The sequence below is a fragment of the Streptomyces sp. bgisy159 genome (assembly GCF_057707805.1).
The window spans coordinates 1-26,012 of record NZ_JBYIQX010000055.1 but is presented as its reverse complement, the minus strand read 5'-3'; the positions used below and the strand labels follow the sequence as shown (position 1 = coordinate 26,012).

At 71.0% G+C, this 26,012-nt stretch carries 29 protein-coding genes and 1 pseudogene; 17 read left to right on the top strand and 13 right to left on the bottom strand.

All coding sequences use genetic code 11. The features are described from left to right. Positions 1-96: 96 nt before the first annotated feature. The 6 genes from AC3ET3_RS32530 to AC3ET3_RS32505 all read right to left on the bottom strand — a co-directional run bounded on the left by AC3ET3_RS32530 (position 97) and on the right by AC3ET3_RS32505 (position 5,037). Positions 97-564 (bottom strand): ATP-binding protein, encoded by a 468-nt coding sequence (locus AC3ET3_RS32530; RefSeq protein ID WP_432139644.1) that lies wholly within the window; start codon positions 562-564, stop codon positions 97-99. Positions 565-703: 139 nt separating this feature from the next. After that, entirely contained in the window at positions 704-1,618 is a 915-nt protein-coding gene (locus AC3ET3_RS32525; RefSeq protein WP_432139643.1) for a tetratricopeptide repeat protein, read from the bottom strand. A gap of 669 nt (positions 1,619-2,287) precedes the next feature. Then, positions 2,288-3,067, bottom strand: coding sequence for a glucosamine-6-phosphate deaminase (locus AC3ET3_RS32520; RefSeq protein WP_432139642.1), 780 nt, complete (start codon positions 3,065-3,067; stop codon positions 2,288-2,290). Position 3,068: 1 nt separating this feature from the next. Beyond that, positions 3,069-3,488 (bottom strand): hypothetical protein, encoded by a 420-nt coding sequence (locus AC3ET3_RS32515; RefSeq protein ID WP_432139641.1) that lies wholly within the window; start codon positions 3,486-3,488, stop codon positions 3,069-3,071. Further along, positions 3,485-3,751: an HPr family phosphocarrier protein gene (locus AC3ET3_RS32510; RefSeq protein WP_435613416.1), complete on the bottom strand. Its 267-nt coding sequence runs from the start codon at positions 3,749-3,751 to the stop codon at positions 3,485-3,487. Before AC3ET3_RS32510 ends, AC3ET3_RS32515 begins: the two co-directional genes overlap by 4 nt. Positions 3,752-3,792: 41 nt before the next feature. Further along, a complete protein-coding gene (locus AC3ET3_RS32505; RefSeq protein WP_435613415.1) occupies positions 3,793-5,037 on the bottom strand; it encodes a PTS transporter subunit EIIC in 1,245 nt (414 codons plus the stop codon). A gap of 315 nt (positions 5,038-5,352) precedes the next feature. Here AC3ET3_RS32505 and AC3ET3_RS32500 point away from each other — a divergent pair, with 315 nt between their 5' ends. The 7 genes from AC3ET3_RS32500 (at position 5,353) to AC3ET3_RS32470 (ending at position 10,772) form a co-directional block, all read left to right on the top strand. Further along, positions 5,353-6,081: a GntR family transcriptional regulator gene (locus AC3ET3_RS32500; protein ID WP_432139638.1), complete on the top strand. Its 729-nt coding sequence runs from the start codon at positions 5,353-5,355 to the stop codon at positions 6,079-6,081. A gap of 429 nt (positions 6,082-6,510) precedes the next feature. Continuing rightward, a complete protein-coding gene (locus AC3ET3_RS32495; protein ID WP_432139637.1) occupies positions 6,511-6,759 on the top strand; it encodes a PTS sugar transporter subunit IIB in 249 nt (82 codons plus the stop codon). Next, entirely contained in the window at positions 6,756-7,220 is a 465-nt protein-coding gene (locus AC3ET3_RS32490; protein ID WP_432139636.1) for a PTS sugar transporter subunit IIA, read from the top strand. The genes AC3ET3_RS32495 and AC3ET3_RS32490 overlap by 4 nt, the downstream gene beginning before the upstream one ends. Further along, entirely contained in the window at positions 7,217-7,981 is a 765-nt protein-coding gene (locus AC3ET3_RS32485) for an HAD family hydrolase (protein WP_432139635.1), read from the top strand. Before AC3ET3_RS32490 ends, AC3ET3_RS32485 begins: the two co-directional genes overlap by 4 nt. Beyond that, positions 7,978-8,994, top strand: coding sequence for a Gfo/Idh/MocA family protein (locus tag AC3ET3_RS32480; RefSeq protein WP_435613414.1), 1,017 nt, complete (start codon positions 7,978-7,980; stop codon positions 8,992-8,994). Before AC3ET3_RS32485 ends, AC3ET3_RS32480 begins: the two co-directional genes overlap by 4 nt. Beyond that, positions 8,991-10,016, top strand: coding sequence for a Gfo/Idh/MocA family protein (locus AC3ET3_RS32475; RefSeq protein ID WP_432139633.1), 1,026 nt, complete (start codon positions 8,991-8,993; stop codon positions 10,014-10,016). The genes AC3ET3_RS32480 and AC3ET3_RS32475 overlap by 4 nt, the downstream gene beginning before the upstream one ends. 264 nt (positions 10,017-10,280) lie before the next feature. Continuing rightward, positions 10,281-10,772, top strand: a complete 492-nt coding sequence (locus AC3ET3_RS32470; RefSeq protein ID WP_432139632.1) for a LysM peptidoglycan-binding domain-containing protein — start codon at positions 10,281-10,283, stop codon at positions 10,770-10,772. Positions 10,773-11,016: 244 nt separating this feature from the next. On the opposite strand, the gene AC3ET3_RS32465 is transcribed toward AC3ET3_RS32470, so the two are convergent. After that, on the bottom strand, positions 11,017-11,838 hold the full coding sequence (locus AC3ET3_RS32465; RefSeq protein ID WP_432139631.1) for an SDR family NAD(P)-dependent oxidoreductase: 822 nt from the start codon (positions 11,836-11,838) through the stop codon (positions 11,017-11,019). A gap of 53 nt (positions 11,839-11,891) precedes the next feature. On the opposite strand from AC3ET3_RS32465, the gene AC3ET3_RS32460 reads away from it, so the two are divergent. Beyond that, positions 11,892-12,467 carry a TetR/AcrR family transcriptional regulator gene (locus AC3ET3_RS32460; protein ID WP_432139630.1) on the top strand — a complete coding sequence of 192 codons (576 nt, stop codon included), beginning with the start codon at positions 11,892-11,894 and terminating at the stop codon, positions 12,465-12,467. Between the two features lie 422 nt (positions 12,468-12,889). Here AC3ET3_RS32460 and AC3ET3_RS32455 read toward each other — a convergent pair whose 3' ends face one another. After that, positions 12,890-13,492, bottom strand: a complete 603-nt coding sequence (locus AC3ET3_RS32455; protein WP_432158678.1) for a GOLPH3/VPS74 family protein — start codon at positions 13,490-13,492, stop codon at positions 12,890-12,892. 149 nt (positions 13,493-13,641) lie between these two features. Further along, positions 13,642-13,794 (bottom strand): hypothetical protein, encoded by a 153-nt coding sequence (locus tag AC3ET3_RS32450; protein ID WP_435613413.1) that lies wholly within the window; start codon positions 13,792-13,794, stop codon positions 13,642-13,644. Positions 13,795-13,887: 93 nt separating this feature from the next. Here AC3ET3_RS32450 and AC3ET3_RS32445 point away from each other — a divergent pair, with 93 nt between their 5' ends. The 3 genes from AC3ET3_RS32445 (at position 13,888) to AC3ET3_RS32435 (ending at position 15,954) form a co-directional block, all read left to right on the top strand. Continuing rightward, positions 13,888-14,706: an SAM-dependent methyltransferase gene (locus AC3ET3_RS32445; protein WP_435613412.1), complete on the top strand. Its 819-nt coding sequence runs from the start codon at positions 13,888-13,890 to the stop codon at positions 14,704-14,706. 264 nt (positions 14,707-14,970) lie between these two features. Then, positions 14,971-15,117 carry a hypothetical protein gene (locus AC3ET3_RS32440; protein WP_432139626.1) on the top strand — a complete coding sequence of 49 codons (147 nt, stop codon included), beginning with the start codon at positions 14,971-14,973 and terminating at the stop codon, positions 15,115-15,117. Positions 15,118-15,282: 165 nt separating this feature from the next. Continuing rightward, on the top strand, positions 15,283-15,954 hold the full coding sequence (locus AC3ET3_RS32435; protein ID WP_432139625.1) for a DUF2278 family protein: 672 nt from the start codon (positions 15,283-15,285) through the stop codon (positions 15,952-15,954). Between the two features lie 149 nt (positions 15,955-16,103). On the opposite strand, the gene AC3ET3_RS32430 is transcribed toward AC3ET3_RS32435, so the two are convergent. Both AC3ET3_RS32430 and AC3ET3_RS32425 read right to left on the bottom strand, forming a co-directional pair. Continuing rightward, on the bottom strand, positions 16,104-17,033 hold the full coding sequence (locus tag AC3ET3_RS32430; RefSeq protein ID WP_432139624.1) for an amidohydrolase family protein: 930 nt from the start codon (positions 17,031-17,033) through the stop codon (positions 16,104-16,106). Between the two features lie 124 nt (positions 17,034-17,157). Beyond that, positions 17,158-17,598, bottom strand: coding sequence for an OsmC family protein (locus AC3ET3_RS32425; RefSeq protein ID WP_432139623.1), 441 nt, complete (start codon positions 17,596-17,598; stop codon positions 17,158-17,160). 182 nt (positions 17,599-17,780) lie between these two features. Here AC3ET3_RS32425 and AC3ET3_RS32420 point away from each other — a divergent pair, with 182 nt between their 5' ends. After that, positions 17,781-18,602 carry a restriction endonuclease gene (locus AC3ET3_RS32420; RefSeq protein WP_435613411.1) on the top strand — a complete coding sequence of 274 codons (822 nt, stop codon included), beginning with the start codon at positions 17,781-17,783 and terminating at the stop codon, positions 18,600-18,602. An 82-nt stretch (positions 18,603-18,684) separates the two neighbouring features. On the opposite strand, the gene AC3ET3_RS32415 is transcribed toward AC3ET3_RS32420, so the two are convergent. Beyond that, positions 18,685-19,713, bottom strand: a complete 1,029-nt coding sequence (locus AC3ET3_RS32415) for a LacI family DNA-binding transcriptional regulator (protein ID WP_432139621.1) — start codon at positions 19,711-19,713, stop codon at positions 18,685-18,687. A 147-nt stretch (positions 19,714-19,860) separates the two neighbouring features. Here AC3ET3_RS32415 and AC3ET3_RS32410 point away from each other — a divergent pair, with 147 nt between their 5' ends. The 5 genes and pseudogenes from AC3ET3_RS32410 to AC3ET3_RS32390 form a co-directional block, all read left to right on the top strand. After that, positions 19,861-21,162 (top strand): ABC transporter substrate-binding protein, encoded by a 1,302-nt coding sequence (locus AC3ET3_RS32410; protein ID WP_432139620.1) that lies wholly within the window; start codon positions 19,861-19,863, stop codon positions 21,160-21,162. 5 nt (positions 21,163-21,167) lie between these two features. Further along, positions 21,168-22,124, top strand: a complete 957-nt coding sequence (locus tag AC3ET3_RS32405; RefSeq protein ID WP_435613410.1) for a carbohydrate ABC transporter permease — start codon at positions 21,168-21,170, stop codon at positions 22,122-22,124. After that, positions 22,121-22,939 carry a carbohydrate ABC transporter permease gene (locus AC3ET3_RS32400; RefSeq protein ID WP_432139618.1) on the top strand — a complete coding sequence of 273 codons (819 nt, stop codon included), beginning with the start codon at positions 22,121-22,123 and terminating at the stop codon, positions 22,937-22,939. The genes AC3ET3_RS32405 and AC3ET3_RS32400 overlap by 4 nt, the downstream gene beginning before the upstream one ends. Then, entirely contained in the window at positions 22,936-25,329 is a 2,394-nt protein-coding gene (locus AC3ET3_RS32395; RefSeq protein ID WP_435613409.1) for a beta-xylosidase/alpha-l-arabinosidase, read from the top strand. The genes AC3ET3_RS32400 and AC3ET3_RS32395 overlap by 4 nt, the downstream gene beginning before the upstream one ends. A 55-nt stretch (positions 25,330-25,384) precedes the next feature. Beyond that, positions 25,385-25,699 (top strand): annotated as a pseudogene (locus AC3ET3_RS32390) (aldo/keto reductase); the annotation flags it as partial. Positions 25,700-25,769: 70 nt separating this feature from the next. Here the strand turns inward: AC3ET3_RS32390 and AC3ET3_RS32385 are convergent. After that, the coding region (locus AC3ET3_RS32385) for a response regulator transcription factor (RefSeq protein WP_435613408.1) at positions 25,770-26,012 on the bottom strand (243 nt) is incomplete at its 5' end.

Sequence of the window (26,012 nt, the reverse complement as noted above, 5' to 3'; positions counted from 1 at the left end):
GTTCGCCCACCTGACCTGCTCCCAGCGATCTTCACCGGTGACGCATACGTCTGCCGGAACTGGTGCCCGGCCGCGCGGCGACGCTTGAACCACTCCTCAGGGACCTGACGAGGCGGCGTGAGGACTCAGTTCCGCCCATCGAGTGGCGCCGTTCTCGTGCGCCGAGGTGCCATGGCGGCTCGCGAGGGCGGCAACGATGTACATACCGCGGCCGTGTTCCTCCATCGGATCGGTCCGCGGCGACTGCCGGAGCCGCGGACCGCCGTCCGTCACTTCGATCCGGAGCATGCAGGGAGCACAGCGGATCCGGAGAACCGCCGGCGGGCGGGCATGCGTGACAGCATTGGTGACCAGCTCGGAGATGACGAGCAGGGCGTCCTCGCACATCGAGGACGGCACGTGCAAGCGCGCGAGGAAGGCTTGCGCGAGGTGGCGTACCCGGCTCACGTCTTCGGACCCCATGCCCCTGAGATCGAGATGACCGTCCACCGCTTCGCGGCTGCCAAGCCCCGTTTCGAGCACCTGAAACGGCCCTGGCGGTTCGGTGAGTGCCTCAGTAGTCATGGCAGCCTCGCGTCTTTCGCGGATGCGGCGAGCAATACGCCGGGCTTACTGGTAATAACCAGATATGACCAGCTTGCGGAGCGGGCTGTGGCTTGTCAAGAGGGTCCGGCCTGCATCTTTTGAGCCGTGTGCTCGGGAATCAGCGGTCGGTGCGTCGGTTCGCCGCCCGGAAGGCTCGACGATGCTCCTTCTGGAATTGCTCCAGGGCGTCGCCGTCGAGCTCCCAGGGCCACCCGGTGGCGACCGCGGAGATCGCCTCGAAGACCGGCCATGCCTCGCGCGGACGCGTGGCCCGCATCAGGACGTAGGCGAGAAGGTTGAGGTCGGCGAGTGCGGCCGCGTGGGTGAGAAAGCCAGGCTGTGGCCAGGTCTCGACGGCCTGGTCGACGAGCGCGAGCTCCTCCCGTCGGATCCAGTGCCGGTGCGCGGTCAGCGCCGGAATTCCGCCTGCCGCCAGGACCCGGCGGTACCGGTCGAGGGAGGAGGTGAGGGCGAAGGCCGACACGGGGCTCCCCGAAGGCGCGACGGAAGCGAAGGAGTCGAGGAACTGCAAGGTCAGGGCATTGGAGCCGCATTCCTCCGGAGAGACGTAGCGCAGCATCTGCCGGTGCGCTTCCCGATTCCACCGGTCACGGGCCCGGATGGCCTCCCACACCGGCTGCACAGCCCTCACGGGGGCTCGCTGCAGCCGCTGGCAGCTGAGCAGGGCGATCCAGGGGGCGGGGTCCTCGGGCGCGAGTTCCGCAGCGCGCCGACACAGGCTCACGGTGCCTTCGATGTCGAGGGCCGCCCCCATGGCGCGGGAGCGGTGGATGTCGGCGAACACCTGAAGGAGCAGGGCGTCGGCGTTGGTGCGGTCCCGTTCTCGCCACTGGCGGGCGAGCACGGTGGCCTCGGGAACGGCGCTGAGCACGAGCAGGCGGTGCATGCGCCGGTCCCAGTCGCGGCCGGGGTCGCGCAGAGCCTGTTCGATGGGGTAGGTCAGGGCGCCGCGTTCGTTCGCCTCGGCCAGATTGTTGCCCTGGGCGGCGATCTGGGCCTCGAGGTGTGTCAAGGTGCGGGCGAGCAGGCTGTCGTCCAATGCCGGGCGCAGTCGGCGAGGTGGTCGTTGATGTCGTCGGGGCCACATGGCCACCTGGTCCTTCCGTCCGTCTGGTCGGTGATGCGGCAGCGAGGCGGAGCCGGCCGCTGCCACGCCGCGGAGACCCGGCTGGCTGTGCACGGGCCTGGGGCGCCCCACAAGGCTCAGTCCATCCGGGCTGCCGAGGCGGGGTGCCCATGGCTGTCTCGGGGTGATCGGCCGCGCCGGAAAACCCGGCGTCGGCGCCCAGCCGGGAGATCCCGCGGCTGGTGCGAGCCGGCGCGCCGGTCGTTGTGACGGGCTTCGGCGGACATACGGCCGGGCGCGGTCCGGTCGCTGTCATGTCGCCCCGCCCGGGCGATGCGTCGGTGATCGCGCGGGCAGGCCGAACGGACCGGAGTCCGGCCGAGGTCCGGTCCGGGTACGCAGGGACCGACGGCCCGCACGCGCAGGACTCGGTGAGTGCCGTCGCCGCACGACTGTGGCGACGACCGCATCCTGTGCGTTCGGGGAGGGCGTTCCGAGCGCAGGGTTTCCTCGGCGATGCCGTGGCCGTCGCGGCGCGCTGCACCGGTCGCGGCGCGCTGCATTGGCCGTGGTACCGCCGAGGCCGACGGCGATTCCCGTGGGCGGGAGGCGTCCTCAGTACCTTTGGCCGACGGGTTTGTGACGTGCGACGCAGCGGTGGTACGCCGCGTGTTCCAGTCGTGATGCGGCGAGTTCGTCCACCACGACGGTGACGTGGGGGTGCAGTTGGAGGACCGAGGCGGGGCAGGCCGCCGTCACCGGGCCTTCCACGGCGGCCGCCACCGCGCGGGCCTTGTGCGGGCCGGTGGCGATCAGCACCAGGTGGGCCGCCTCACCGATCGTGGCGAGCCCTTGGGTGATGACGTGGCGGGGGACGTCGTCGATACCTCCGAAGAAACGTACGTTCTCCCGGCGGGTGGCGTCGGTGAGAGTCTTGAGCCGGGTGCGGGAGGCCAGCGAGGAGCCCGGCTCGTTGAAGCCGATGCGGCCGTTCACTCCGATGTCCAGCAACTGCAGGCCCACCGGCCCGGTCTCGTTCAGGTGCCGCTCGAAGCGACGCGCTTCCGCGGTGGGGTCGGTCGCCGTGCCGGCGGGGAAGTGGAGCCGGGCCGGGTCGAGGTCGACATGATCGGCCAGCTCGCGCCGTACCACCTGTGCCGGTGTGTGCGGATGCGCGGCCGGGAGCCCGACGTACTCGTCGAGCAGGAAGGCGTCGACGCCGCTGAAGGTGAGGTTCTCGCGGCGGTGGCGGCGGGCCAGGTCGCGGTAGACCTGAAGGAGCGAGGAGCCGGTGGCCAGTCCGAGAGTGGTCACACCGTCGGCCAGCGACTGCTGGAGGATGCCGGCGGCCGTGCGGCCGACCGCATCGGTGTCGGGGCGGATCACCACCTCCATCTCACACTACCTCCCGGTCGTAGGCGGCCTTGCCGGGTGCGTCGCTCCTCTCCCCGACGGGGGGCGGGGTGGTGTGGAGGGCGGCATAAGTCGCTTCGGTCGAGAGCTCTGCGCTCTGCACGCCGATGCCGCGGACGAGGTCGGGTGGCTGGGCGGCTTCCTCGGCGAGGGAGGCCGTCGGCGCCGTGATCCGCATCCGTGTGCCGGTGAGGCGGGGGGCCCTGACGCGTGCCCGCCGACGGTGGGCCGAGGGGTACGGCTCGACGGTGCCGGACTCCCCCATCGCCAGGGAGCGGCCGGCGGCGGCTCGCGGCTCTTCCTCGGGGGGCAGGACGGCCGGCGGCGTCACACGGACCACGGGTACGGATGCCGATGCGGGGCCGACGCCGCAGCCGGTCATCGTGGCGAAGCCAGGGCTCACGCGTCGGACTCCTTGCCCAGCAGGTCGGCCAGTTCGTCGAGAACGGCCTCGGCGTGTTCGCCCTGCGCGGTCAGGATGACCTGGTCGCCGTGGCCGACGGCGAGCGACAGGACGCCCAGCATGCTGCCGGCGGCCACCGGGCGTTTGCCTTCGACGGCGATCGTGACCGGCAGAGGTGCCTGCGCGGCGGCCTGGACGAAGGTCGCGGCGGGCCGCGCGTGCAGGCCGCTGCGGAAGCCGATGGAGACGACGCGCTGCGCCATGGACGGGTTCCTTTCGAAGGGGACGGGGTGTGCGTTTCCGGTCAGGCCGCGGGCTGGGGCCGGCGGTCTCGGTCGGTTTCCGGGGTGTCCTGGTTGTCGTCCTCGCGCCCGGGGGTGCGCAGGTTCCAGCGGCGGATGACGAAGCGGAACAGCACGTAGTAGACGACGGCGTAGGCCAGGCCGATGGGGATCAGCAACAGTGGGTGGGTGGCCTTGCCCCAGTTGAGGACGTAGTCGATGAGTCCCGAGGAGAAGGTGAACCCGTGGTGGATGCCGAGGGCGTTGACGAGGGCGAGGGACGTTCCCGTCAGCACGGCGTGGACCAGGTACAGGGGCCATGCGACGAAGAGGAAGGCGAACTCGATCGGCTCGGTGATGCCGGTGAGGAAGCTGGTAAGTCCCGCTGAGAGCATGATTCCGCCGACGGCCTTGCGGTGTTCGGGGCGGGCCTCGCGCCAGATGGCCAGGGCGGCGGCGGGAAGGGCGAACATCATGATCGGGAAGAATCCGGTCATGAAGATGCCTGCCTCGGGGTCGCCGGCGAAGAACCGGTTGAGGTCGCCGTGGGCGCCCTGGTAGTCGCCGATGATGAACCACACGACGGAGTTGAGGATGTGGTGCAGGCCGAGCGGGATGAGCAGTTTGTTCGCCGTTCCGTAGATGCCGCCGCCGACGACGCTGTTCGCGTCGACGGCCTCGCCGACCCAGGTGAGGCCACTGTTGAACAGGGGGTAGATCAGGCTCATCAGGACCCCGACCACCAGGGCGGTGACGGCGGTCAGGATGGGAACGAGTCGACGGCCGCTGAAGAAGCCGAGATAGGGCGGGAGCGCGGTGCGGTAGAAGCGTTGCCAGAGCATCGCCGCGAGCAGACCGATGACGATGCCACCGAGGACGCCGAAGTTGACGACGGCCTGCTCGCCCGCGAGGTCCTGCTTCCCCTTCAGGACGACCGGGGACATCGCCGCGAAGACGCCGTCGAGGACGAGGTAGCCGACCACCGCGGCCAGTGCTGTGGAGCCGTCCGCCTTCTTGGCGAAGCCGATCGCGATGCCCACGGCGAAGATCAGCGGCAGGTGCGTGAAGAGGGCTCCGCCGGCGGCGGAGATCACGTGGGCGGTGTCCTGCAGGGCGGAGAACCTGCCCAGGACATCGTCCTGCCCCAGCCGGAGCAGCAGGCCCGCGGCGGGGAGCGTGGCGATCGGCAGCATCAGGCTGCGGCCGAGTTTCTGCAGGCCGGCCAGGCCCGGGCGGCGGCCTGCGGATGTGGACGTGTCGGTGCTCATGACGAACCTCGAGGAGTGAGCGGATGGCGGGGCGCGGGAGAGCCGGCGGGAACGCAGCGCGAAGTGGCCGAGCAAGCCGAACCCACTGGTATTGTCTGGTAGTAACCAGTTGCGTTGCCCCACAGGATGACCCTGGAGTCAGGACCTGTCAATGGTCCGGAGCGGCGGAACTCCCCCCGGACGCCGGCACCCGATCCATCGCTCGCGAACCCCGGGCGGCGCCGCTACGGAACAGCGAGTCCCCGCATGCTGCATACTGGTAGTAACCAGCTAGGGGCGCGACGGCGCCTCCCGGGAATCGAGAGTGGGGTCGCAGTGACTGCACAGCAGATCGCCGGCAAGGGCATGCTGACCAAACACGCACAACTGCGGGCGATCCTCGTCGACATGTGCACCAACCAGCTCTCGCCCGGCGATGCACTGCCCAGCGAGCGGCAGTTGTGCGTCGACCACGGGGTCAGCCGGGTGACGGTGCGGGAGGCCCTGAGCCAGCTCGTGGCGGAAGGCCTGGCCGTACGGGTGCACGGGCGCGGCACCTTCGTAGCCGAACGCACCCACCGCTCGGAGCTGGGCCTGGCCTCCTTCCACGAGGACATGCGCCGACTCGGCCTGGAACCGGGCACCGTGGTCCTCTCCGTCAGCCAGGAGCCCCCCACATCGGCCGCCGCCGAAGCCCTGGGGATGACCGAGGAGCGGCAAGCCTGGCACGTTCGCCGCCTGCGGCTGGCCGACGGAACGCCCATCTCGGTCGAGGACGCCTGGTACGACGCACAGCTCCTGCCCGATCTGGACTCGGTCGACTTCACGGCGTCGGTCTACGACACTCTCGCCTCCCGCTTCGCAATGCCCGTCGACCGAGCTGAGCAGACCGTCGGGGCAGGGCCCGCCTCGACGGAGACGGCGGCACTGCTGGGCATCCCCAGGGGCACTGCCGTCATGACGTTCGACCGCATCGCCTTCAGCGGCAAGCAGCCCGTCGAGCACGCGCGCTCATGGTTCCGCGCCGACCGCTACCAGTTGCACATGACCCTGTCCGACAACTGATCCTCCGCATCCCACCCCAGGCCGGACACCCCTTTCGCCCTCCGCGGCACGAACGCCCCGCTCGGCAAGGACCTCCTCAGGCACGGCGACGCGCCTCGAGGGCCGGCCGGACCGGGCGCAGGCTCGCCGTCCGCCGAGCGCCACCCCCGCGGTCGACGCCGGTCAAGATCTCATTCGCCGGACACGCCGGCGCCCGCCGCGCGGCAGGCTCCGTCGGCGCGACAAGAACACAGGAAGCGTGCGGGACGGCGCCGGCCCGTGCCGCACTCGACCGTCGGCGTCCATCTCCCGGCCCCGCCCGGACCCGCATGTTTGACATGCACATGCCCTAGTTGCCCACCAAGCCCTCACCCGCTATCTTCTGGTCCCTACTGGTACTTACCAGTTCTGCTTGCGGCGGTCGATGGACGCCGTTCGGCACGCTCATCCATGAGGGGCACAGACATGTCCAAGAAAGCGCGGTTGATCGTCGAGGGGCTCGGCGGCACCGGGAACATAGCCGAGATCGAGGCCTGCATCACCAGGCTGCGAACCGAGGTGCGCGACACGGAGGCCGTCGACGTCGACGCTCTCAGGAAGGCGGGGGCTCTCGGCGTGCTCGTCTCGGCCGGTGTCGTACAGGTCGTCGTGGGCCCGGAGGCGGACTCGCTGGCCGAGGACATCAAGGAGCTGCTGTGAGTCTTGAGGTCCACGCCCCGTTGTCCGGGACCCTCGCGGCGCTGGGCAACGTCCCGGACCCGGTCTTCGCCGCTCAGATGGTGGGTTCGGGAATGGCGGTGGAGCCTGCCGACGCCCGGCGGCCCGTCGATGTCGCGGCTCCTGTCAGCGGCCAGGTCACCGTGGTGCGCCCGCACGCGTTCGTCATCGTGGCCGAAGGCGGGGCGGCTGTCCTGGTACACCTGGGCATCGACACCGTCCGGCTGAACGGAGAAGGATTCCGCACGCACGTCAGCGAAGGAGAACGGGTCGAGGTCGGCCGGCACGTGATCACGTTCGACCCTCACGCGGTTCGCGCGCGGGGTCTGTCCGCCATCTGTCCCGTCGTCGTCCTGGACAGCGCACCGGGATCGGCGCAGGCGCCGTCGGCCGGCGGACCGATACGTGCCGGGGCCCTGATGTTCAGCTGGGCGGCGTCGTGACGGCCGCTCGCCGCGGCACCCCCGGCCGGCCGGGTGCGCACGGTTCCGGCACCGCAGATCGGTGCGAGGCAGTCCTGCTGGACCTGGACGGAACCCTCGTCCTCAGTGAAGGGGTCCACCGCCTTGCCTGGCAGGCGTTCTTCGACAGCTGGGGCGTCACGGTGAACGACTCCGACTACGAGCGGCACTACATGGGGCGGCGGCCCGGAGACGTCATCGCCGCCGTTCCCGGGCCCTGGACCGGCACCGACGTCGCAGCCGTGCTCTCCGCCATGACGGCCTTCACCCTGGAACACGCCGACGGCATCGAGGCCGTACCGGGCGCTGCCGCACTCATCCAGCAGCTACGCGTGAAGTACCCGGTGGCCGTCATCACCAGCGCCGGCGCCCCGTGGGCGCAGCATCTCCTCGACAAGGTCCTCGGCGTACGGCACCTCGTCGACGTGGTCGTCACCTCCGAGGACACCACCGCGGGCAAACCCTCCCCGGAGGGCTATCTGAAGGCGTGCGCGGCCCTGCGCGCCCGGCCCGAGCACTGCCTGGCCTTCGAGGACTCGCCCTCCGGCGTCCATGCCCTGGTCGCTGCCGGAGTACGGGACATCGTCGGCGTCACCACCACCGCCGCCGCGACCGACCTCACCTCCGCCGGAGCGCGCTGGACCGTCCCCGACCTCACCTCCGCCCGCGTGCGCGGCGTCCGCGGCGCCCTTCGAGCACGCCATGCGGCAGGACGAAGCAACGACGAGGAGAACCGAGCATGAACAGACTCGACGTGGCCGTGATCGGCGCCGGATTCATCGCCCGTACGCACATACCGGCCTGGATCGCACTCGGCGCACGCATCCGAGTCTTCTCCACCGACGGGCAAGCCGCCCCGCTCGCCGAGGAGTTCGGCCTCACCGAAGCCGCCTCGCTCGAAGAAGCCCTGGGCTGGGCGGCGATCGTCGACATCTGCACGCCCACCACCACCCACCACGACATCGCCCTCGCCGCATTCTCGGCGGGAGCGCACGTCCTGTGCGAGAAGCCACTCGCCCTGACGCCGCAGAACGCCCAGCGCATGGCCGACGCCGCCCACCGGGCGGGCCGACTGCTCTACCCCGGTCATGTGGTGCGGTTCTTCCCCGCGTACGTCCGCCTCCGTGACGCCGTCACGTCCGGCGCCCTCGGGCGAGTGGCCGTCGCCCGCTTCACACGCGCCGGCCGCTATCCCACCTGGAGCGAATGGTTCGCCGACCCTGCCCTTTCCGGCGGTATCGTCACCGACCAGATGCTCCACGACATCGACATTGCCCGCTGGCTCTTCGGTGAAGTCACCCGCGTCCACGCCACCCAGCGCGGCAACCCCACCGCCCCCGACGGCCCCGTGGCAACCGGAAGCGCCACCCTCACCCACGATTCGGGCGTGATCTCCCAGGTCCTGGGCGTCTGGGGTCCGCCGGCCACCCCGTTCCGCTACACCTTCCACGTCGCGGGCACGCACGGCACCCTCACCCATGATTCCCTCGCCCACCCCTCGCTGCGTGTGAGCGGAAGCCCCGCCGCACAGGGCGACGGTGTTCCGACCGGTGGCTTCGGTGAGGACCCGTTCGCCATGCAGATCAGCGAGTTCGCGGCCGCGTTCCAGGGTGGCGCACCCCCTCGGGTCAGCGCGCACGACGGCGTCGCAGCCGTCCGCATCTCCGCAGCGGCGCGACGATCCGCCGCCACCGGTCGGGCCGTCGCGGTCGACGACACCCACTCGCATCCCCTCACGGAGGAGAACCACCGATGAAGGTCGCCGTCCTGTCCTTCGCCCATGTCCACGCAGCGACCTACGTGCGACTGCTGCACGAGCGCCCGGACATCGAGCTCGTCACCGCCGACCCCGACGCCGACCCCGCGGACCCCACCCGCGGCCAGGCCCTCGCCGACGAACTGGGCGTCTCCTACCGCTCCAGCTATGAAGCAGCCCTCGCCGAACAGCCCCGCGCCGTCATCATCACCAGCGAGAACACCCGCCACCGGCACCTCGTCGAACAGGCGGCCGCCGCGGGAGCCCACATTCTGTGCGAAAAACCGCTGGCCACCACCGAACCGGACGCCCTGGCCATGATCGAAGCCTGCGAGTCCGCCCGCGTCAGTCTCATGACCGCCTACCCCGTACGCTTCCACCCCGCCTTCACCTCCCTGCGGCGCAACCTCGCGGACGGCTCGCTCGGCCGGCTCCTGAGTGTCCACGGCGTCAACAACTCCTCGCCGCCGGCGCTGGAGCGCTCCTGGTTCACCGACCCCGCACTCTCCGGGGGCGGCGCCGTCATGGACCACACGGTTCACGTCGCGGACCTCCTCGACGTCCTCCTCGACGGCGAACAGCCGGACCATGTCCACGCCGTGGCCAACACCCACCTCTCCCCCGCATCCGATGAGCCGGCGGGAGGCGTCGAGACCGCCGGCCTGATCACACTGACCTATCCCCGAGGCCTGGTCGCCACCATCGACTGCAGTTGGAGCCATCCCGCCACCCACCCCACCTGGGGCGGCCTCACCCTCACCTGCGTCACCGAAGCCGCCCTGGCCGAGTTCGACGCCTTCCCGCCCCTTCTCACCGGCTACGACGCCCTTCACGCCACACCCCGCTGGGAACCCGCCGCCACCGACCTCAACGCCGCCATGCTCAACCACTTCCTCACCGCCGCCCGCACCGGCCGACGCCCCCACCCCGACGGACACGCAGGACTACGCACCCTTCGCGTGGTCCTCGCCGCCTACCGATCCCTCATCACCGGACAACCCGCCGCCGTCGCGGCGGCCTGACCGTCCCACGGACACGCCGACGTTCGCTGACTGCCCCGGCACACGCGGGTGCTGACCGCCACGCCCCAGGCAGGCGCGCCACGTTCCGGTCGTCCTCGCCGAACATCTACCGAGGCCGTCACCCGCGTGCGGCGGCGTCCTCCCTCCGGCGGCGCCACCGATCCGACATGGCGTCACAAGCACGGCGGGCGATGCCACTTGACCGGCATGCGAGGCCGTTGCGACGGTGGGAGAAGGAGGAATCGACAGACAAAGGGATCAACCATGGCCAACACCATCGAACAGCCCGATGAGTTCGACCTTGTGGGCAACCCGATACTGATCGGCGGGATCGGCACGGGTTTCGAGGCGACGCTCCACTACCGGGTGACCGACGGACACCACGAGGTCACCGGCCACTTCTCGGTCGGGGGCGGAACGGGCGAGTACGCGGCGTTCCAGCTTCAAGTGGACGTCGGCGGGACGGACTTTCGCCGGGACCGCCTCCTGGTGCAGATCTTCGAGGTCAGCGCCAAGGACGGCAGCGAGGTCCACAGGGTGTCGGTTCCCGTGATCTACGCGCCGCGGATCGTGGATGACTATGTCGGCTACCGGGAGTACACGGTGCGGTCGGGGGACACCCTGTCAGCGATCGCCGAGACCCATTACGGCGAGGCGTCCCTGTACACCCGCATCGTGCGCGCCAATCCGACCCGGATCGACGACCCCGATGTGATCGTCCCCGGCCAGGTGCTGCGGATACCGATCGGTTCCTGAAGGTCACGCGCACCTCCACGTCTCCGCTCGTGAAGGCCCGCAGCACCGGACGGCCGGTCCCTGGAGTCACCGGGTCCATCGTGGCCGGATGACCCACCGTCCCTCGGGGACCGAGCCGTACGGCGCTCGTGCGGGTCGGGACTCCCAGGCCGCCGGGCGTCAGCGTGGGCGCCCGGCTCCTGCGGGAACCTGGGCGCACCGAGCGGAAGGCGGCGTCCGGCAAGGTCGACGCCTTCGGCTGCGATCAGGCCCGCGCCCCTGCCTCCCGCGTCTGCAGGGCCTGAGCGGCCCGACCCAGCATCCGGCCGTTCACCCGGACCGACAGCGCACGCGGCAGGAGGCGGCTCAGGTTGCGCATCAAGCGTCCGGGTACGTGCCGGGGTCTGCCCTTGGCCAGTGCGCGCATCGCCTCGCGGACCGCGGTGTCGGCCGGCAGGGTGCGCAGGGGCATCCACTTACGGTCTATCCCCAGCTTGTCGATGATCGGTGTCTCCACGTTCCCGGGAAGGAGCACGGTCACGTCCACCCCGGCCCCCTTCAACTCGTGGTGCAGGGCCTCGCCCAGGTTCAGCACGTAGCCCTTGGCGGCGCTGTCATGGGCCATGTGAGGTATCCCGTGCCCCCCGAGTGCGGCCACGAGCAGTATCCCGCCGCCGCCACGGGCGACGAGCCGTCGGCCGATGTGGTGAGCGAGTTCGAGATGTGAGACCGCGTTCAACTGGAAGCGTTTGTGGAGTGCCGCCAGATCCTGCTCCAGCAGCAGGCCGGGCCGTCCCGCCCCGGCGTTCGAGACGAGCAGACCGACGTCCAGGTCGGCGGTCGCCTCGACGAGGCGCGTGGCGGCGTCGGGCTCCTCCAGATCGAGTGCCAGCACGCGGTGACGGACGCCGTGCGCTGCGGTGAGCGCGTTCCCCAGTTCCCGCAGCCGGTCGGTGGTCCGGGAGACCAGGACGAGGTGGATGCCCTGGCGGGCGAGATGTTCCGCGAACGCCTGCCCGATCCCCGAGGAGGCGCCCGTGACGATCGCCCACGGGCCGTATCGCTGTACATATTGTGTTTGAACCATGATCTAGACTGTAGTCCAAACCGCGGTACGGCTCAACGGGTACCCTCAAGACCATGAAGACACCACCGCCCGACCTGACCGACCGACTGCTCAGGGCAAGCGAGGAGGTACTCAGGCTCGATGCGGAGCCGCGCCTCGAGGACGTCGCGCGGATGGTCGGGGCATCCCGGGCGACGCTGTACTACTACTTCTCCGGGCGGGAGGATCTGCTGGCGTTTCTGCTCGCCGCCCACGTCGACCAGGGGGCGGAGCAGATGGCCGCGGCGGTCGCCCCGGCGGCGCCAGCCCATGTACGGCTGCGTTCGGTCGTCAAGGCGATAGTCGGCTACCTGGGGGCCCACCCGGGAATGTGCGCGGGGCTGCTGAGCGCCCTGGGAGCCGCCGGACGCATGAACACGGCGCTCGAGGCCAACGACGCCCGCATCGCCCGTCCACTCCGCGACCTGCTGATCGAAGGCCGGGACCGGGGTGCCTTCACGTTCGAGAGCCCTGCCGATGCCGCGAACGCCATCCTCGGGTCCGCGTTGATGGCGGTGCTCGGCCGGGCGGCCGCGCGGCAGGACCCCACCGACCCGACGTTCGTGGAAGCGCTCACCGACCAGATCGTCCGCGGCGTCTCTGTTCCCTGACCACCGCCACTTCCGCGGCCCGGGGCAGAGGGCGCCGCATCGGGGCAGCGGGCGGGCTGGAGCGTGGGGGCAGGGGCGGAGTGGGGACGGGCGCGGCACACGACCGTGCCGTCGCTGCCTACGAGAGGGGTGACCGGGCGTGGTCGGCCACCCGCGCAGACCAGGGCAGGACGGCGGAGCAGGCCGGGGTCGCCGGTCAGGTGCCGGTGAGGGGAGTCGGCTCGATGTGTTCCACCGGCCTCCGGGGAGATCCTGGGCGGGTCACGGTGGGCCGGACCTGGGTGAGCCGAGGGCCTCTTTTCCCATCTGGTTTCGACCAGCACCCGGAGGATCTCCGGCGTCGAAGATCTTCAGCGTCGAAAAATCGGGGGAGCATCCCTTTGGCTTCCGCCGGTGAGGGCGTGCAGGCTCGTGCTCGGTGCTCAGTTGCCGCGCCAGATGTTGTCGAAGGCCGCCGCTTCGATGGATCGGCGTTGCCGCTCGGCCGCCAGTTCCGTGATCGCCTGGTGCACGCTGCCCAGCACGGTCGCCTGTGCGTCCGTCAGGCCGACGGACGTGTCGTCCGCCGGGTCCGTGATGCGGGCGGCTGCCGCCAGCCCGGCAAGGACGGGTTCGCCGGATGTCCAGCGCCGGGCCGCCCGGTCCAGGGCGGCGGAATCGGCCGGGGCCGCCCGGGGCCTGCGGAACGGTGTGCGGTGCGCGCGTGCGGGTGTCGTGAGCCCTTGGGCCGCGAGGGCGTCGCGGTAGCGGACGGCCAGGCCGTTGCCCCGGCGCCACAGCCAGTCCTCCACGGTCTCGTAGGGGGTGCGGCGGACCAGAAGCGACGCTGCCTCGCGCAGCAGCGGGTCCTCGTCCTCGGCGGCCGGACCGGGAACGATCCGGTCCTCGTCGAGCGATACGGCCTCGCGGTCCACGAGGTCGAGGAGTTCGGCCCCCGCCAGCGCGATCGACAGGTCGCCCTGCTCCACGGTGGGGTCGGCCGGCGGGCCGGCGGCGACGATCGCGAGGTCCTGTGCAGTGGTCATGCCGGTCATGGGCGACTCCGGGTCTGTGGACGGGGCGGCCGTCCCCGAGGCTACCGCTCGTAGCGCCGCCGTCGCCCGCTTCCCGGGGAAGCCCGCCCGCGGTCCGCACCCCTCGTGTCCTGGCCCGGTCGCGCCCCGCTCACCGGCTGTCAGGTGTCGCCGCCGGCGGCGCCCAGGACGGCGCCCGGCACCTCGTTGCCCGCGGTGCCGGCTCCGGGGAACGTGATCACGTCGCCCTTCAGCTGCTGGGACCGGCGCTCAGGGGTGGCGTCGGAGACCACGACCAGGTCGCCGAGACGCATGGTGATGACCCCCGCCCCACGCCGACGGCCCTGTCCCGTACCGCCGTTGGCCGGACTGGCCGACCGGCGGCGTTCCGGGGGAAGATGTCGGCCATGACGGATGACGGATCCCGTATCGACGCGACCAAACCCAGCATCGCCCGGGTGTACGACTATCTCCTGGGCGGCAAGGACAACTACGCCGTGGACAGGGAGATCGGCGATGTGTTCAAACGGGATCTGCCCGGATCGGTCGCCATCGCCTTCGCCAACCGTTCGGCTCTCACCCGCGCGATAGCGGAGATCGTGAGGACCTCGGAGGTACGGCAGTTCATCGACCTCGGCAGCGGTCTGCCCACTGCCGACAACGTGCACCAGGTCGCCCAGCGGCACGCACCCGAGTCCCGGGTCGTCTACGTGGACACCGACCCCCAGGTTCTGGTGCACGGGCGTGCGCTGCTGGAGGAGAACGACCGGACGCGGTTCATCAGGGCCGACGTCCGCAACCCCGAGGAGGTTCGTAAGCACCTCGACACCACGCAGCTGATCGACTTCGACCGTCCCGTCGGCGTCGTCTTCAGCGCGATCCTGCACCATGTGAACGACGACGAGGACCCCTTGGGCATCGTCCGGTACTGGCGCGAACAGGTGCCCTCCGGCAGCTACTTCTTCGTCAGCCACTTCCGGTCCGGCCACAACGCGGAGACGGAGGAGGCCGAGCGGGTACTCCAGCAGACGTTCGGCCGCGGCCGGTGGCGCACCGACGCCGAGATCGCCTCCCTGCTGGAGGGGCTGGAGATCCTGGAACCCGGTATCGTCCCCGCCGCACTGTGGCGTCCCGATCCGGCGAACACCCCGTGGGGGAACAGCGGCGAGCGCGAACTGACCGTGTGGGAGTACCTGATCGCCGCCGCCCTGGCCCGCAAGCCCTGACCCGCAGGCCCGGACCGCGCGCCGCCCGCCCATCGGTGAGGCGGATGCCGGGGGCTGGGCCGGACACCCGGATCAGGTGGCACCTCCTGCGCCACTTCCCAGGACGCAGCCGCGCCGACGGAGCGTTCGCCTCGCTGTGGCGGTGCCGGCCGATCGCGGGGTGGACGCACGACCGCGGTTCCGCAGGGCTGGACCGGCCGTTCCGGGGTAACCGTGAACCCACGCAGCCCGGCCGGAAGCCGGGCATCCGAGGGGAGGAGTGACGTGTCCGCAGTACTCGAGAAGATCAAGCGGTTCGCGCGGAGCCCGCAGGGCCGGCGCACCATGGACCGGGCCCGCCGCGCCGCAGCCGATCCGCGCCGACGCGCCCAGGCCCAGCGGCTCCTGGGCAAGCTGCGCACCCGCCGGTGACGAGCCGGGGCTGCCGCCGCCGCTCCCGCCGGCCGGCGGCACCCCGCGCGGCGCCACTCCCGTCGCGTGGTGCCTGACGGACCGGCACCTTTGGCCTCGACTCCGGGGCCGCACCGGAAGTCACCGGTGAACCACGTAGCGCGTTCACGGTGGTTCACTGGTGGCATGCCTTTCGACCATTACGGCGTGCTTTCGGGAACCCTGCACGGGCACCACCGCGACCAGCCGGACGACCAGGGCCGCTGGTTCCACGTCAACATGGAGGTGGACGCGCCCGACGGTCGCTACCACTGTGCCGTCGACGTCGACAGCCACAAGTCCAGTGTGGGTGTGCGGTGGAAGACCTTCACACTGGACGCCGCCGCCCTGGAACCGGCCGTGACACTGCCTCCCGGCTACCACGAGCTGGACCGGCGACCGGAGTCCGGCGCCCTGGACTACCTGCGCCATCCCGCGCTGGTGGACCGCTCCGGCGTCCTGTTCGAGCGGCGCCCGCCGTCCTGGCTCCAGCAACTCCTCGACCTGTTCGGCTCACGGCCCTGGCACGCCGGCAGCAACATCGAGGCCGCCACCGCGCTGGAGGGCATCCTGGTGCCCGGGCAGCGCGTCCTCGTCTTCGGAGAACCCTTCGACAACCGGCCCCACGCGGACCTCGGCATGCACAACGTCCACCAGAACCAGGGCGACCCGGCGGACTCCCAGTGGTGGCCGGAGAACGGCATCTGGCAGGACGGAGCGACGATCGCACACCGCCCCGACGGCCGCTACGACGTCTTCCTCAACAAGTTCTCCAGCCAAGCGGACCGCACCGACGGCGCCGGACACCCGCCCACCTGAGCCACGGCCCGCAACGGCGGCAACGACCGCGACACATGTCACCGCTCTGCACGCGTCGCCCGGACGCCTGCCGGGAGCACGACGGCGCCGGTGTGCCCCGGGCGGGCCCGGGGCAGGTCACGCCGGGGCCTGCCCCACCGTGGCTCCCCTCACAGACCGAACAGCCGTGCCCCGTTGTCGTGACACACCGCGCCCAGCCAGTCGTCTCCCAGGCCGAGGCGCTCCAGTGCGCGGAGTTGGTGCAGGTACGGGTAGGGGATGTTGGGGAAGTCCGAGCCGAGCAGGATGCGGTCGCCGAGGTCCGTGAGCCGGGGCAGGGCCCGGCGGGGGAACGGCGCGAGCCGCTCGGCGAAGTCGGTGAACGCCATGGTCGTGTCCAGCCGCACCTGCCCGTACTGTTCGGCGAGGCCCAGGAAGTCCTCGTACTCGGGCATCCCCATGTGGGCCACGATCAGCCGGAGCCGTGGGTGGCGGGCCAGGACGCGGGCGATCGGCTCGGGGCCGGTGTGCTTGCCGGGGGCGGGTCCGGAGCCGCAGTGGATCACCACGGGGACCTGGGCCTCGGCCAGCAGTCCCCAGGCGCCGTCGAGGAGTTCGTCGGCCGGGTCGTACGCCCCCACCTGGACGTGCGCCTTGAACACCCGGGCACCCGCCTCGACGGCCTCGCCGACGTACGCCCGCACGTCCGGCTCGGGAAAGAGGGTGGCGGTGTGCAGGCAGCCCGGGGTGCGGCGGGCGAAGCCGACGGCCCAGTCGTTCAGCCACCGTGCCATGCCGGGCTTGTGCGGGTAGAGCATCGCCGTGAAGGCGCGGACGCCGAATTCCCGCAGCAGGGATGCCCGTTGCCGCTCCTCGGCCCGGTAGGTGATCGGCCACTCGATGCCGCCGGTGAGCGGGCCGAGCCTGTCGAAGTAGTCCCAGACCTTGCGCAGGACGCGCTCGGGCATGAAGTGCGTGTGCACGTCGACCAGGCCGGGCAGGCCGAGCCGGGCCGAGAAGCGGCGTACCTCGAAGGCCTCCTCCGGGCCGGCCTCGACGAGGCCGGCCCGGTCGACGGGTGCCCTTGCGTGATCGTCCATGGCGTCCACGATCGGCTGGGCGCAGGGGCCGGGTCCAGCCCCTGACCGCTGTCGGCGGGTGAGGGATCCGTCACCCCGCCGAGCCCGGCCGACGGAGCCGGGAACTTTGGGCCGGCCGCGGGCCTCAGGCCTCCTCGATCTCCGTGGCGACCGGCGTGCCGGTCTCCACCGTGCGGCTGACCGTGCAGAGCCGGTCGTGCGACGCCTTCACCGCCCTCGGCAGGATCGCCCGCGCACGGTCGGCCCCTTCGCCGTCCGGGAACGAGACGGAGAAGGAGACCCGCAGGCCGGTGAGCCGGTTGCCGAGCTCGTCACCGGTCTTGTGGCCGGTCGCCGTGACGCGGAACTCGTCCGGCTCGGCGTGGCGGCTGGTGGCGACGTCCACGTCGACCGCCGTGCAGCCCCCGAGCGCGGCGAGCAGCAGTTCGACCGGGGTGAACCCGGCGTCCGCGGCGGGACCGGAGGCGGTGCCGAAGGCGATCGTGCCGCCGCGGTCGTTGGTGGCGACGTAGCGGCCGGTGCTGGTGCGCTCGACCGTGACGGAGCGCAGGTCGTTGTCGGTCATGCCGAGACAGTAGCCCTCGTCCCGGCGTGGGGCGCCGGCGACGGGAGGCAGGACATGGCCGAAGGCCCCCGGGTGCCGACCGACCACCCGCAGACGGCCCCGTCCCCGCGCCGCGTTGAAGTTCGCGATCTCGGGCAGACGGGAGGTCGCACACGTCGGCAATCCGGGGAGGTACCACCACGATGAGCCAGCCCGTTCGTCCCACAGGACCAAAGCGTGAGCCGCGCTTCAGTCTGCGCGTCACGGCCGCCTTCTTCGCGCTGCTCGCCCTCCTCATCGCGCTGGCCGGAGCAGTCGTGCGAGCGATGGCGAGGGCGTTCGAGCACCGGCCCGAGTGGGTCCTCGCGCTCGCCGGCGTGGGCGCCGCCCTCCTCCTGCGCTGGATACACCGCCGCCGCAGGCTCTCCCCCTCCCGCCTCGCACGGCACGCCACCGAGACACTGGAACAGGCGGCACACACGGCCGTGGACGCCTTCGACGCGCCGCCCGCCCCGGCCGGAACGCGGACGGGTGTCCCTGAGGAACCCTGCCCGGACGTCGTTCTCCCCGCCCCGCGGGAGGAAGAGGAGCCGTGCCCGGCCACCGATCCGGTGACGGGGGAGGAAGAAGAGCCGGGTCCGGCCGAGGACCCCGCGCTATTCGAGGCGGAGATAGCCGCCCTGTGCGGACGCGACGGCTGCACGGGCGTCGAAGTCGTGGGTGGCGCCGGGGACTTGGGGGCCGACGTGGTGGCCAACACCCCGGACGGGCGTCGGCTGGTGATCCAGTGCAAGCGATACGGCGACGGGAACAACGTCGGTTCCCAGGACCTCCAGCGTTTCGGCGGTACCTGCTTCGCCGTCCACGGCGCCGACCTCGCCCTCCTCGTCACGACCAGCGGTTTCACGCAGCCCGCGCTCGAGTACGCGGAGCAGTGCGGCATCGTCTGCGTCGACGAGGAAGCGCTGTGCGCATGGGCCGCGGGCACGGCGCCGTCGCCCTGGCAGGAGATCCCGGCCGGCTGAACGCCCGTGGCACAGCGCCACAGGAAGGACGCCTCCCCGCACCGGCGGCCCGCCTCGCAGCGGTCGGGGTGCGCCGGCGATGTCACCGCCGTACCGGGGCGGCGGTCGTCTGGCGCACCACCAGTCTCGTGGCCAGTTCGATCCGCTGGGCCGCGCGGCCGGGGGTCACCGGCTGAAGGAGCATGCGGGTCGCTTCCTCGGCCATGTGGCGCAGGGGCTGGTGGATCGTGGTGAGGGGCGGGCTGGCCCACTGGGCGAGGGAGACGTCGTCGTAGCCGACCACGGAGAGGTCCCGCGGGACGCTCAGGCCCCGTAGGCGCGCCGCCTGCAGGACACCGAGGGCCTGCAGGTCGCTGCCGGCGAAGATCGCTGTGGGCGGGTCGGGGAGTGCGAGCAGGTCCATGGCGTGGCCGAAGCCGCTGTGGACGTGGAAGTCGCCGTACCGGACGAGGGCGGGGTCGGCGTCCAGACCGGCCATGGCCATGGCGGAGCGGTAGCCGTCGAGGCGGGCCAGGGAGCACATCAGGTCCTCGGGTCCGGTGATCACGGCGACGCGCCGGTGTCCGCGTTCGGTGAGGTGGCGGGTGGCGGCGAGTCCGCCCGACCAGTTGGCCGAGCCGACCGAGGGAACATCGGGGTCGGGGTCTCCGGCGGGGTCGATGATGACGAAGGGGATGTCGTGGGAGCGCAGCCGGCGCTTGACCGGCTCGGGGAGCGTGGAGAAGACCAGGACGACGCCGAGCGGCCGCCGCCTGAGCACCCCCTCGATCCAGTCCTCGGCGGGCGCCTGGCGGGTGCCGCTCTCGGTGAGGACGACCGTCGCGCCGTTCGCCTTGGCGATGTTCTCCGCGCCGAGGATGAGCTCGACGGCCCACACGCTCTCCAGTTCGTGGAAGACCAGCTCGACGAGGGGGGCGTGAGAAGGGCCGGACGGGCGGCGGCGGTAGCCCTGGGACCGCAGGAGGTGTTCCACCTTGGCGCGTGTCGTCCGGGAGACGTCCGCCCGCCCGTTCAGCACCTTCGAAACAGTCGGAAGTGATACTCCTGCCTTTCGGGCCACCGTCGCGAGGGTCACACGCCCCTCGCCCACCCCATCGTCGTCACCGTACATGCAGGGCAGGATAGGCCACTGCGTCACGAGCGGGGATAACGCTTTGGATGCGTGCCAGCAAGGTCATTGACCAGACATCGCGTCGCACCCTACTGTCCGTCCGCATGGACTTTCGGCAATGCTGCCGAAATTTTCGAAAGGCGGACGATGAAGACACGCACGCGGTTGCACGGACTGCTCGCCTGCGGCGCCACCCTCGCCATGGCTGTGAGCCTGACGGCCTGCGGGGGCAGCGGCAGCGGTTCGTCGAACGACGGGAAGATCCACATCCTGGTCTACGGCGACGCCAGCAACAAGGTCGAGAAGCAGATCGTGGACACCTTCAACAAGACGTCGGACGTCAAGGCCGTGCTCGACACCATCCCCGGTGCCGACTACCAGCAGAAGCTGCAGACGATCATCGGCACGCCACAGGCGCCGGACGTCTTCTTCAACTGGGGCGGCGGCAGCATCCAGCCGTTCGTCAAGGCCGACCTGCTGATGCCGCTCGACGACTTCATCGCCAAGGACCCGAACCTCAAGGACAAGTTCCTGCCCTCGGTGTTCAACAGCGCCGTGATCGACGACAAGGCCTACGGCATACCGATGCGCGGCACCCAGCCGGTGCTGCTCTTCCACAACAAGAACGTCCTCGACAAGGCCGGCGTGCAGCCGCCCAAGACCTGGGACGACCTGCTCACCGCGGTCACGAAGCTCAAGAAGGAGGGCGTCACCCCGATCGCCCTCGGCGGCGGTGACCAGTGGCCGACGCTGATGTGGTTCGAGTACCTCTACGACCGTGTCGCCGGTCCCGAGCTGTTCCAGAAGGCTCTGGAGGGCGACAAGGACGCCTGGGCGAGCGAGGACAGCAAGAAGGCCCTCGGCAAGATCAAGGAGCTGGTGGACGCCGGGGCCTTCGGCACCAACTACGACTCGGTGAAGTACACCAACGGCGCCTCCCCGGCGCTGGTCGCCTCCGGCAAGGCGGCGTTCGAGCTGATGGGCTCCTGGTACTACTCCCAGCAGCAGACGGACGCCAAGGAGTTCGCGGCCAAGGGCCTCGGCTACTCCACCTTCCCGACACTCGCCGACGGCAAGGGCGACCCGGACGACGTCGTCGGCAACACCAACAACTTCTACTCGGTGCTGAAGAAGACCAAGCACCCCGAGGCCGTGCAGCAGTTCCTGAAGCTGATGTACTCCGACGAGTTCGTCAAGGCGCAGATGGCCATCGGCAACCTGCCCACCACGACGAACGTGCCGAAGTTCCTGGACACCTCGGCCAGCCCCGAGTACTCGCGCTTCCAGTACGACCTGGTCGCCGCGGCCCCGTCGTTCCAGCTCTCGTGGGACCAGGCCTACCCGCCGGCCGCGAGCACGCCCATGCACCAGGCCGTGCAGCAGTTCTTCAACGGCCAGCTGGACGCCGACGGATTCATCAAGGCCATGCAGGCCCTGCCCACCGAATGACACCCATGACCACTCAGACCAAGAGTGCTCCCACCGCCGCCGGGACCCGCAAGGAGGTCCGGCGGCGGCCGGAGGGCTCCTCCGCCGCCCTGGTCGGGCGCCCGGGCTTCGTCTGGACGCTGCCCGCCACCCTGTTCTTCGCCCTCTTCGCCGTCGCGCCGCTGATCATGGTGGCGGTGCTGTCGTTCATGAGCTGGAACGGCCTCGGCTCACCCCGGTGGGTCGGTACGGACAACTGGAACCGGATCCTCGACGACCCGGTGATGATCAAGAGCATCTGGCTCACCCTGCTGCTGACCGCGCTCGGTGTCGCCATCCAGACCCCGCTCAGCATCCTGCTCGGCGTGTGGGCCGCCGGCCAGCAGCGCAACCGTGCGGTTCTCTCCGCGATCTACTTCATCCCGCTGCTGCTGTCCGCCACCGCGGTCTCCGTGCTGTGGCGGGCGCTGCTCGACCCCAACTTCGGCATCCCCGCGCGAGCCACCTGGCTGTTCGGTGACGGCAACCTGTTCGGAGAGCAGACCACCGCGATCGGCGTGCTGGCGTTCGTGAGCACCTGGCAGTTCACGCCGTTCCACACGCTGATCTACCAGGGCGCCGCGCGCGCCATTCCCCAGGTCCTGTACCAGGCCGCCGAGATCGACGGTGCCGGGCGCTACCGGCAGTTCTTCCACATCACCCTGCCGCAGCTGCGCAACTCGATGATCACCTCGATGATCCTCATGATCGTCGGCGGGCTCACCACCTTCGAGACCGTTCTGATCCTCACCCAGGGCGGTCCGGGCACCGACACCACGATCAGCGCCTACTACATGTACCAAAAGGCGTTCAAGAGCTTCGACTTCGGCGCCGGCTCGGCGATCGCGCTCTGCCTGGTCGTGGCGGCCACCGTCATCTCCCTGATCGTCGTGCGTGTCTCCGGCTACGACAAGATGCGCAGTTCCATGGAGGGTGTGTCATGAGGCGCCGCCCCAACTACCTGGCCGGCGCCGGATCGCTGGTGTGGCTGCTCTTCGTCGGCATGCCGCTGTACGTGCTGCTCGCGGCGACCCTGCGCACCCGCGAGGACTACGCCAAGAAGGGCCCGGTGTCCTGGCCGGACACCTTCACCCTGCACAACTACACCGGCGCCTTCGACTCGGGCTTCGGGCGGTACTTCTTCAACACCCTGCTGGTCACCGTGTGCGTGGTGGCCATCGTGCTGGCCCTGGTGCCGCCGCTCGCGTACGCCATCGTGCGCAGCCGCAGCCGGGTCACCTCGCAGATCTTCCGCCTGTTCCTGCTGGGCCTCGCGATCCCCGCGCAGGCGGTCATCGTCCCGATGTTCTACCTGATCAGCGAGGCCGGGCTGTACGACAACCTGCTCGGCGTCATCCTGCCGACGGCGGCGTTCTGCCTGCCGATGTCGGCGCTGATCCTCAGCGGCGCCATGCGCGACATCGCTCCCGAGCTGTTCGAGGCGATGGCGGTGGACGGCGCCACCCCGTGGCGGATGTTCTTCCAGCTGGTGCTGCCCCTGTCCCGGGGCGGACTGTCCACCATCGTGGTGTTCTCCGCCCTGCAGGCGTGGAACGGCTTCCTGTTCCCCCTGGTCCTGACCCAGTCCGACTCCACCAAGGTCGTCACGCTCGGCCTGTACAACTTCCAGACCGAGCACGGCGTCGACATCCCCGGCCTGCTGGGCGCGGTGACGCTGTCCATGGTGCCCGTCCTTCTCGTCTACCTGTTCGCCCGTCGCGCCCTGGTCCAGGGTCTGATGGGCGTCGGAGGAAAGTGACCCACAACGTGGCCGTTGAGACCACCCCCGAAACCCCGCAGACCCCCCTGTGGAACGATTCCGCCCACGACACCGACACCCGGGTATCGGCGCTGATCGAGGCCATGACCCTCGACGAGAAGATCGCCCAGCTGTACGGCGTGTGGGTCGGCGCCTCCGCCGAGGGCGGCGAAGTCGCCCCGCACCAGCACGACATGGACGACGCCGTCGACCTCGACGCCCTGCTGCCGGCCGGGCTGGGCCAGCTGACCCGTCCCTTCGGCACCGCGCCCGTCGACCCGGCGCTCGGCGCGCTGTCGCTGATGCGCACCCAGGCGCGGATCGCCGCCGCCAACCGCTTCGGCATCCCGGCCGTGGCCCACGAGGAATGCCTGGCGGGCTTCGCCACCTGGCAGGCCACCGCCTACCCCGTGCCGCTGTCCTGGGGAGCCTCCTTCGACCCCGGCCTCATCCGCCGGATGGCCGCCGCGATCGGCCGTGACATGCGCGCCGTCGGTGTTCACCAGGGGCTCGCGCCGGTCCTCGACGTGGTGCGCGACGCCCGCTGGGGCCGCGTGGAGGAGACCATCGGCGAGGACCCGTACCTGGTGGGCAGTATCGGTACCGCCTACGTGCAGGGCCTTGAGTCCGCCGGGATCGTCGCCACCCTCAAGCACTTCGTCGGCTATTCCGCCTCCCGCGCCGGGCGCAACCTCGCCCCGGTGAGCGCCGGGCCGCGCGAACTCGCCGACGTGCTGCTGCCGCCGTTCGAGATGGCCGTGCGCGAGGGCGGCGCACGCTCCGTCATGCACGCCTACACCGACACCGACGGGCTGCCGTCGGCGGCGGACGAAGCCCTGCTGACCGGACTGCTGCGCGACACGTGGGGCTTCGAGGGCACGGTCGTCGCCGACTACTTCGGCATCGCGTTCCTCCGGATCCTGCACGGACTGGCCGGCGACTGGGCCGACGCGGCGGGCACCGCCCTGCAGGCCGGGGTCGACGTGGAGCTGCCCACCGTCAAGACGTTCGGAGCGCCCCTGGCCGAGGCCGTGCGCGCCGGACGCGTCCCCGAGGCCCTGATCGACCGCGCGCTGCGCCGCGTGCTCGCCCAGAAGACGCGGCTCGGTCTGCTCGACCGGGACTGGAGCCCGGTGCCTCCGGCGCTGGCCGGGGCCGGCACGGACGACCCCGACACGCTGCGCGGCACGGTCGACCTGGACAGCCCCGCCAACCGGGAACTGGCCCGCACGATCGCCGAGGAGGCGGTGGTGCTGCTGCGCAACGACGGCATCCTGCCGCTCGCCGCACCATCCCGCATCGCCCTGGTCGGCCCCAACGCCGAAGCCGCCACCGCCGTACTGGGCTGCTACTCCTTCCCGCAGCACGTCGGCGTGCACCACCCCGGGACGCCCGCGGGCATCGCACTGCCCACGCTGCGCGAGAGCCTCGGACTCGAGTTCCCCGACGCGGAGCTGACCGTGGCACGCGGCACCGGCATCGACGACGGCGACACCGCCCACCTCGCGGAAGCGGTGGCGGCCGCGCGCGACGCCGACGTGGTGGTGGCCGTCCTCGGCGACCGGGCCGGGCTGTTCGGGCGCGGCACCAGCGGCGAGGGATGCGACGTGGAATCACTGGCCCTGCCCGGGGCCCAGCAGCAGCTCCTCGACGCGCTGCTGGACTCGGGCACCCCCGTGGTGACCGTGCTGCTCTCCGGGCGGCCCTACGCGCTCGGCCGGGCGGTGGAGGAGTCGGCCGCGATCGTGCAGTCGTTCTTCCCCGGCGCCGAGGGCACCCCGGCCCTCGCCGGGGTGCTGAGCGGCAGGGTCAACCCCTCCGGGCGGCTGCCGGTCAGCGTGCCCCACGGCACGGGCACCCAGCCGTCGACGTACCTCGGTGCGCGGCTCGCGCAGGCCAGCGAGGTCTCCAACGTCGACCCGACGGCGGCGTTCCCCTTCGGACACGGGCTCTCCTACACCCGGTTCGTGTGGAGCGACCTGACGGTCGATGCCGACACGGCCCCGACGGACGGCGAGGTGACCCTCGCGTTCACCGTCCGCAACGCCGGTGAGCGTCCGGGCGCCGAGGTGGTCCAGCTCTACCTGCACGACCCGGTGGCGTCCGTGGTCCAGCCGGTGCAGCGGCTCGTGGGTTTCACCCGTGTGGTGCTGCGGGCCGGCGAGTCCCGCCGGATCCGGGTGAACGTCCCGGCCGACCTCGCCTCGTTCACCGGCCGCGACGGCCGGCGCGTGGTGGAGCCCGGCGAGCTGGAGCTGCGGCTGTCCGCCTCCAGCGCCGACGCCCGCCTGACGGCACGTGTCACGCTGCACGGTCCGCTGCGTCACGTGGACCACACCCGGCGCTTCCACGCGCTGTTCGAGGAGGGTGCCGTCGCGGCGACGGCGTAGGACCTGGGACCGCGCCTCCAGGGGAGACGGCGGGCCGGCGGCGGAAGGGACTTCCGCCGCCGGCCCGCGGTTCTCGCGCGGGAACGTGGAACACAACCTCGCCCTCGTGGAGGCACTGCGCCGGGTCGCCGACGCCAAGGGGTGCACGGTCGCCCAACTCGCCATCGCCTGGGTGGCCGCACAGGGTGACGACCTCGTCCCACTGGTCGGGGCTCGAACCCGTGAGCGGCTGGACGAGGCGCTGCCCGCGATGGACCTGGTCCTCACGGCGGACGATCTCGTGGAGACCGAGAAGGCGGTGCCGCCGGGCGCTGCGCGCGGCGACCGCTACCCGCCCGCGTTCATGTCGAGCCTCGGCGGGGACACCTGAGCCGCCTCTCCCCCGGCCCTGGCCGTGATCCCGGGCGGCGTCGGCAGGGCCTCCGCCCGTCTCGCGCGGATCAGTTTCCGGGGAGGATTCTGCGGGTCTCGTAGGCCCACATCGCGATCTCCACTCGGTTACGGGCACCGAGCTTGGCCATCAGACTCGCCAGATGTGTCTTCACCGTGCTCAGGCTGATGTGCAGGCAGTCGGCGATCTCGGTGTTGGTCAGTCCCCGGGCGACGGCGAGCAGTACCTCTTCCTCACGGGGTGTCACCGGTGAGATCGGTTGCGCGGGGGGGCGGGACGCCAATGCATCTAC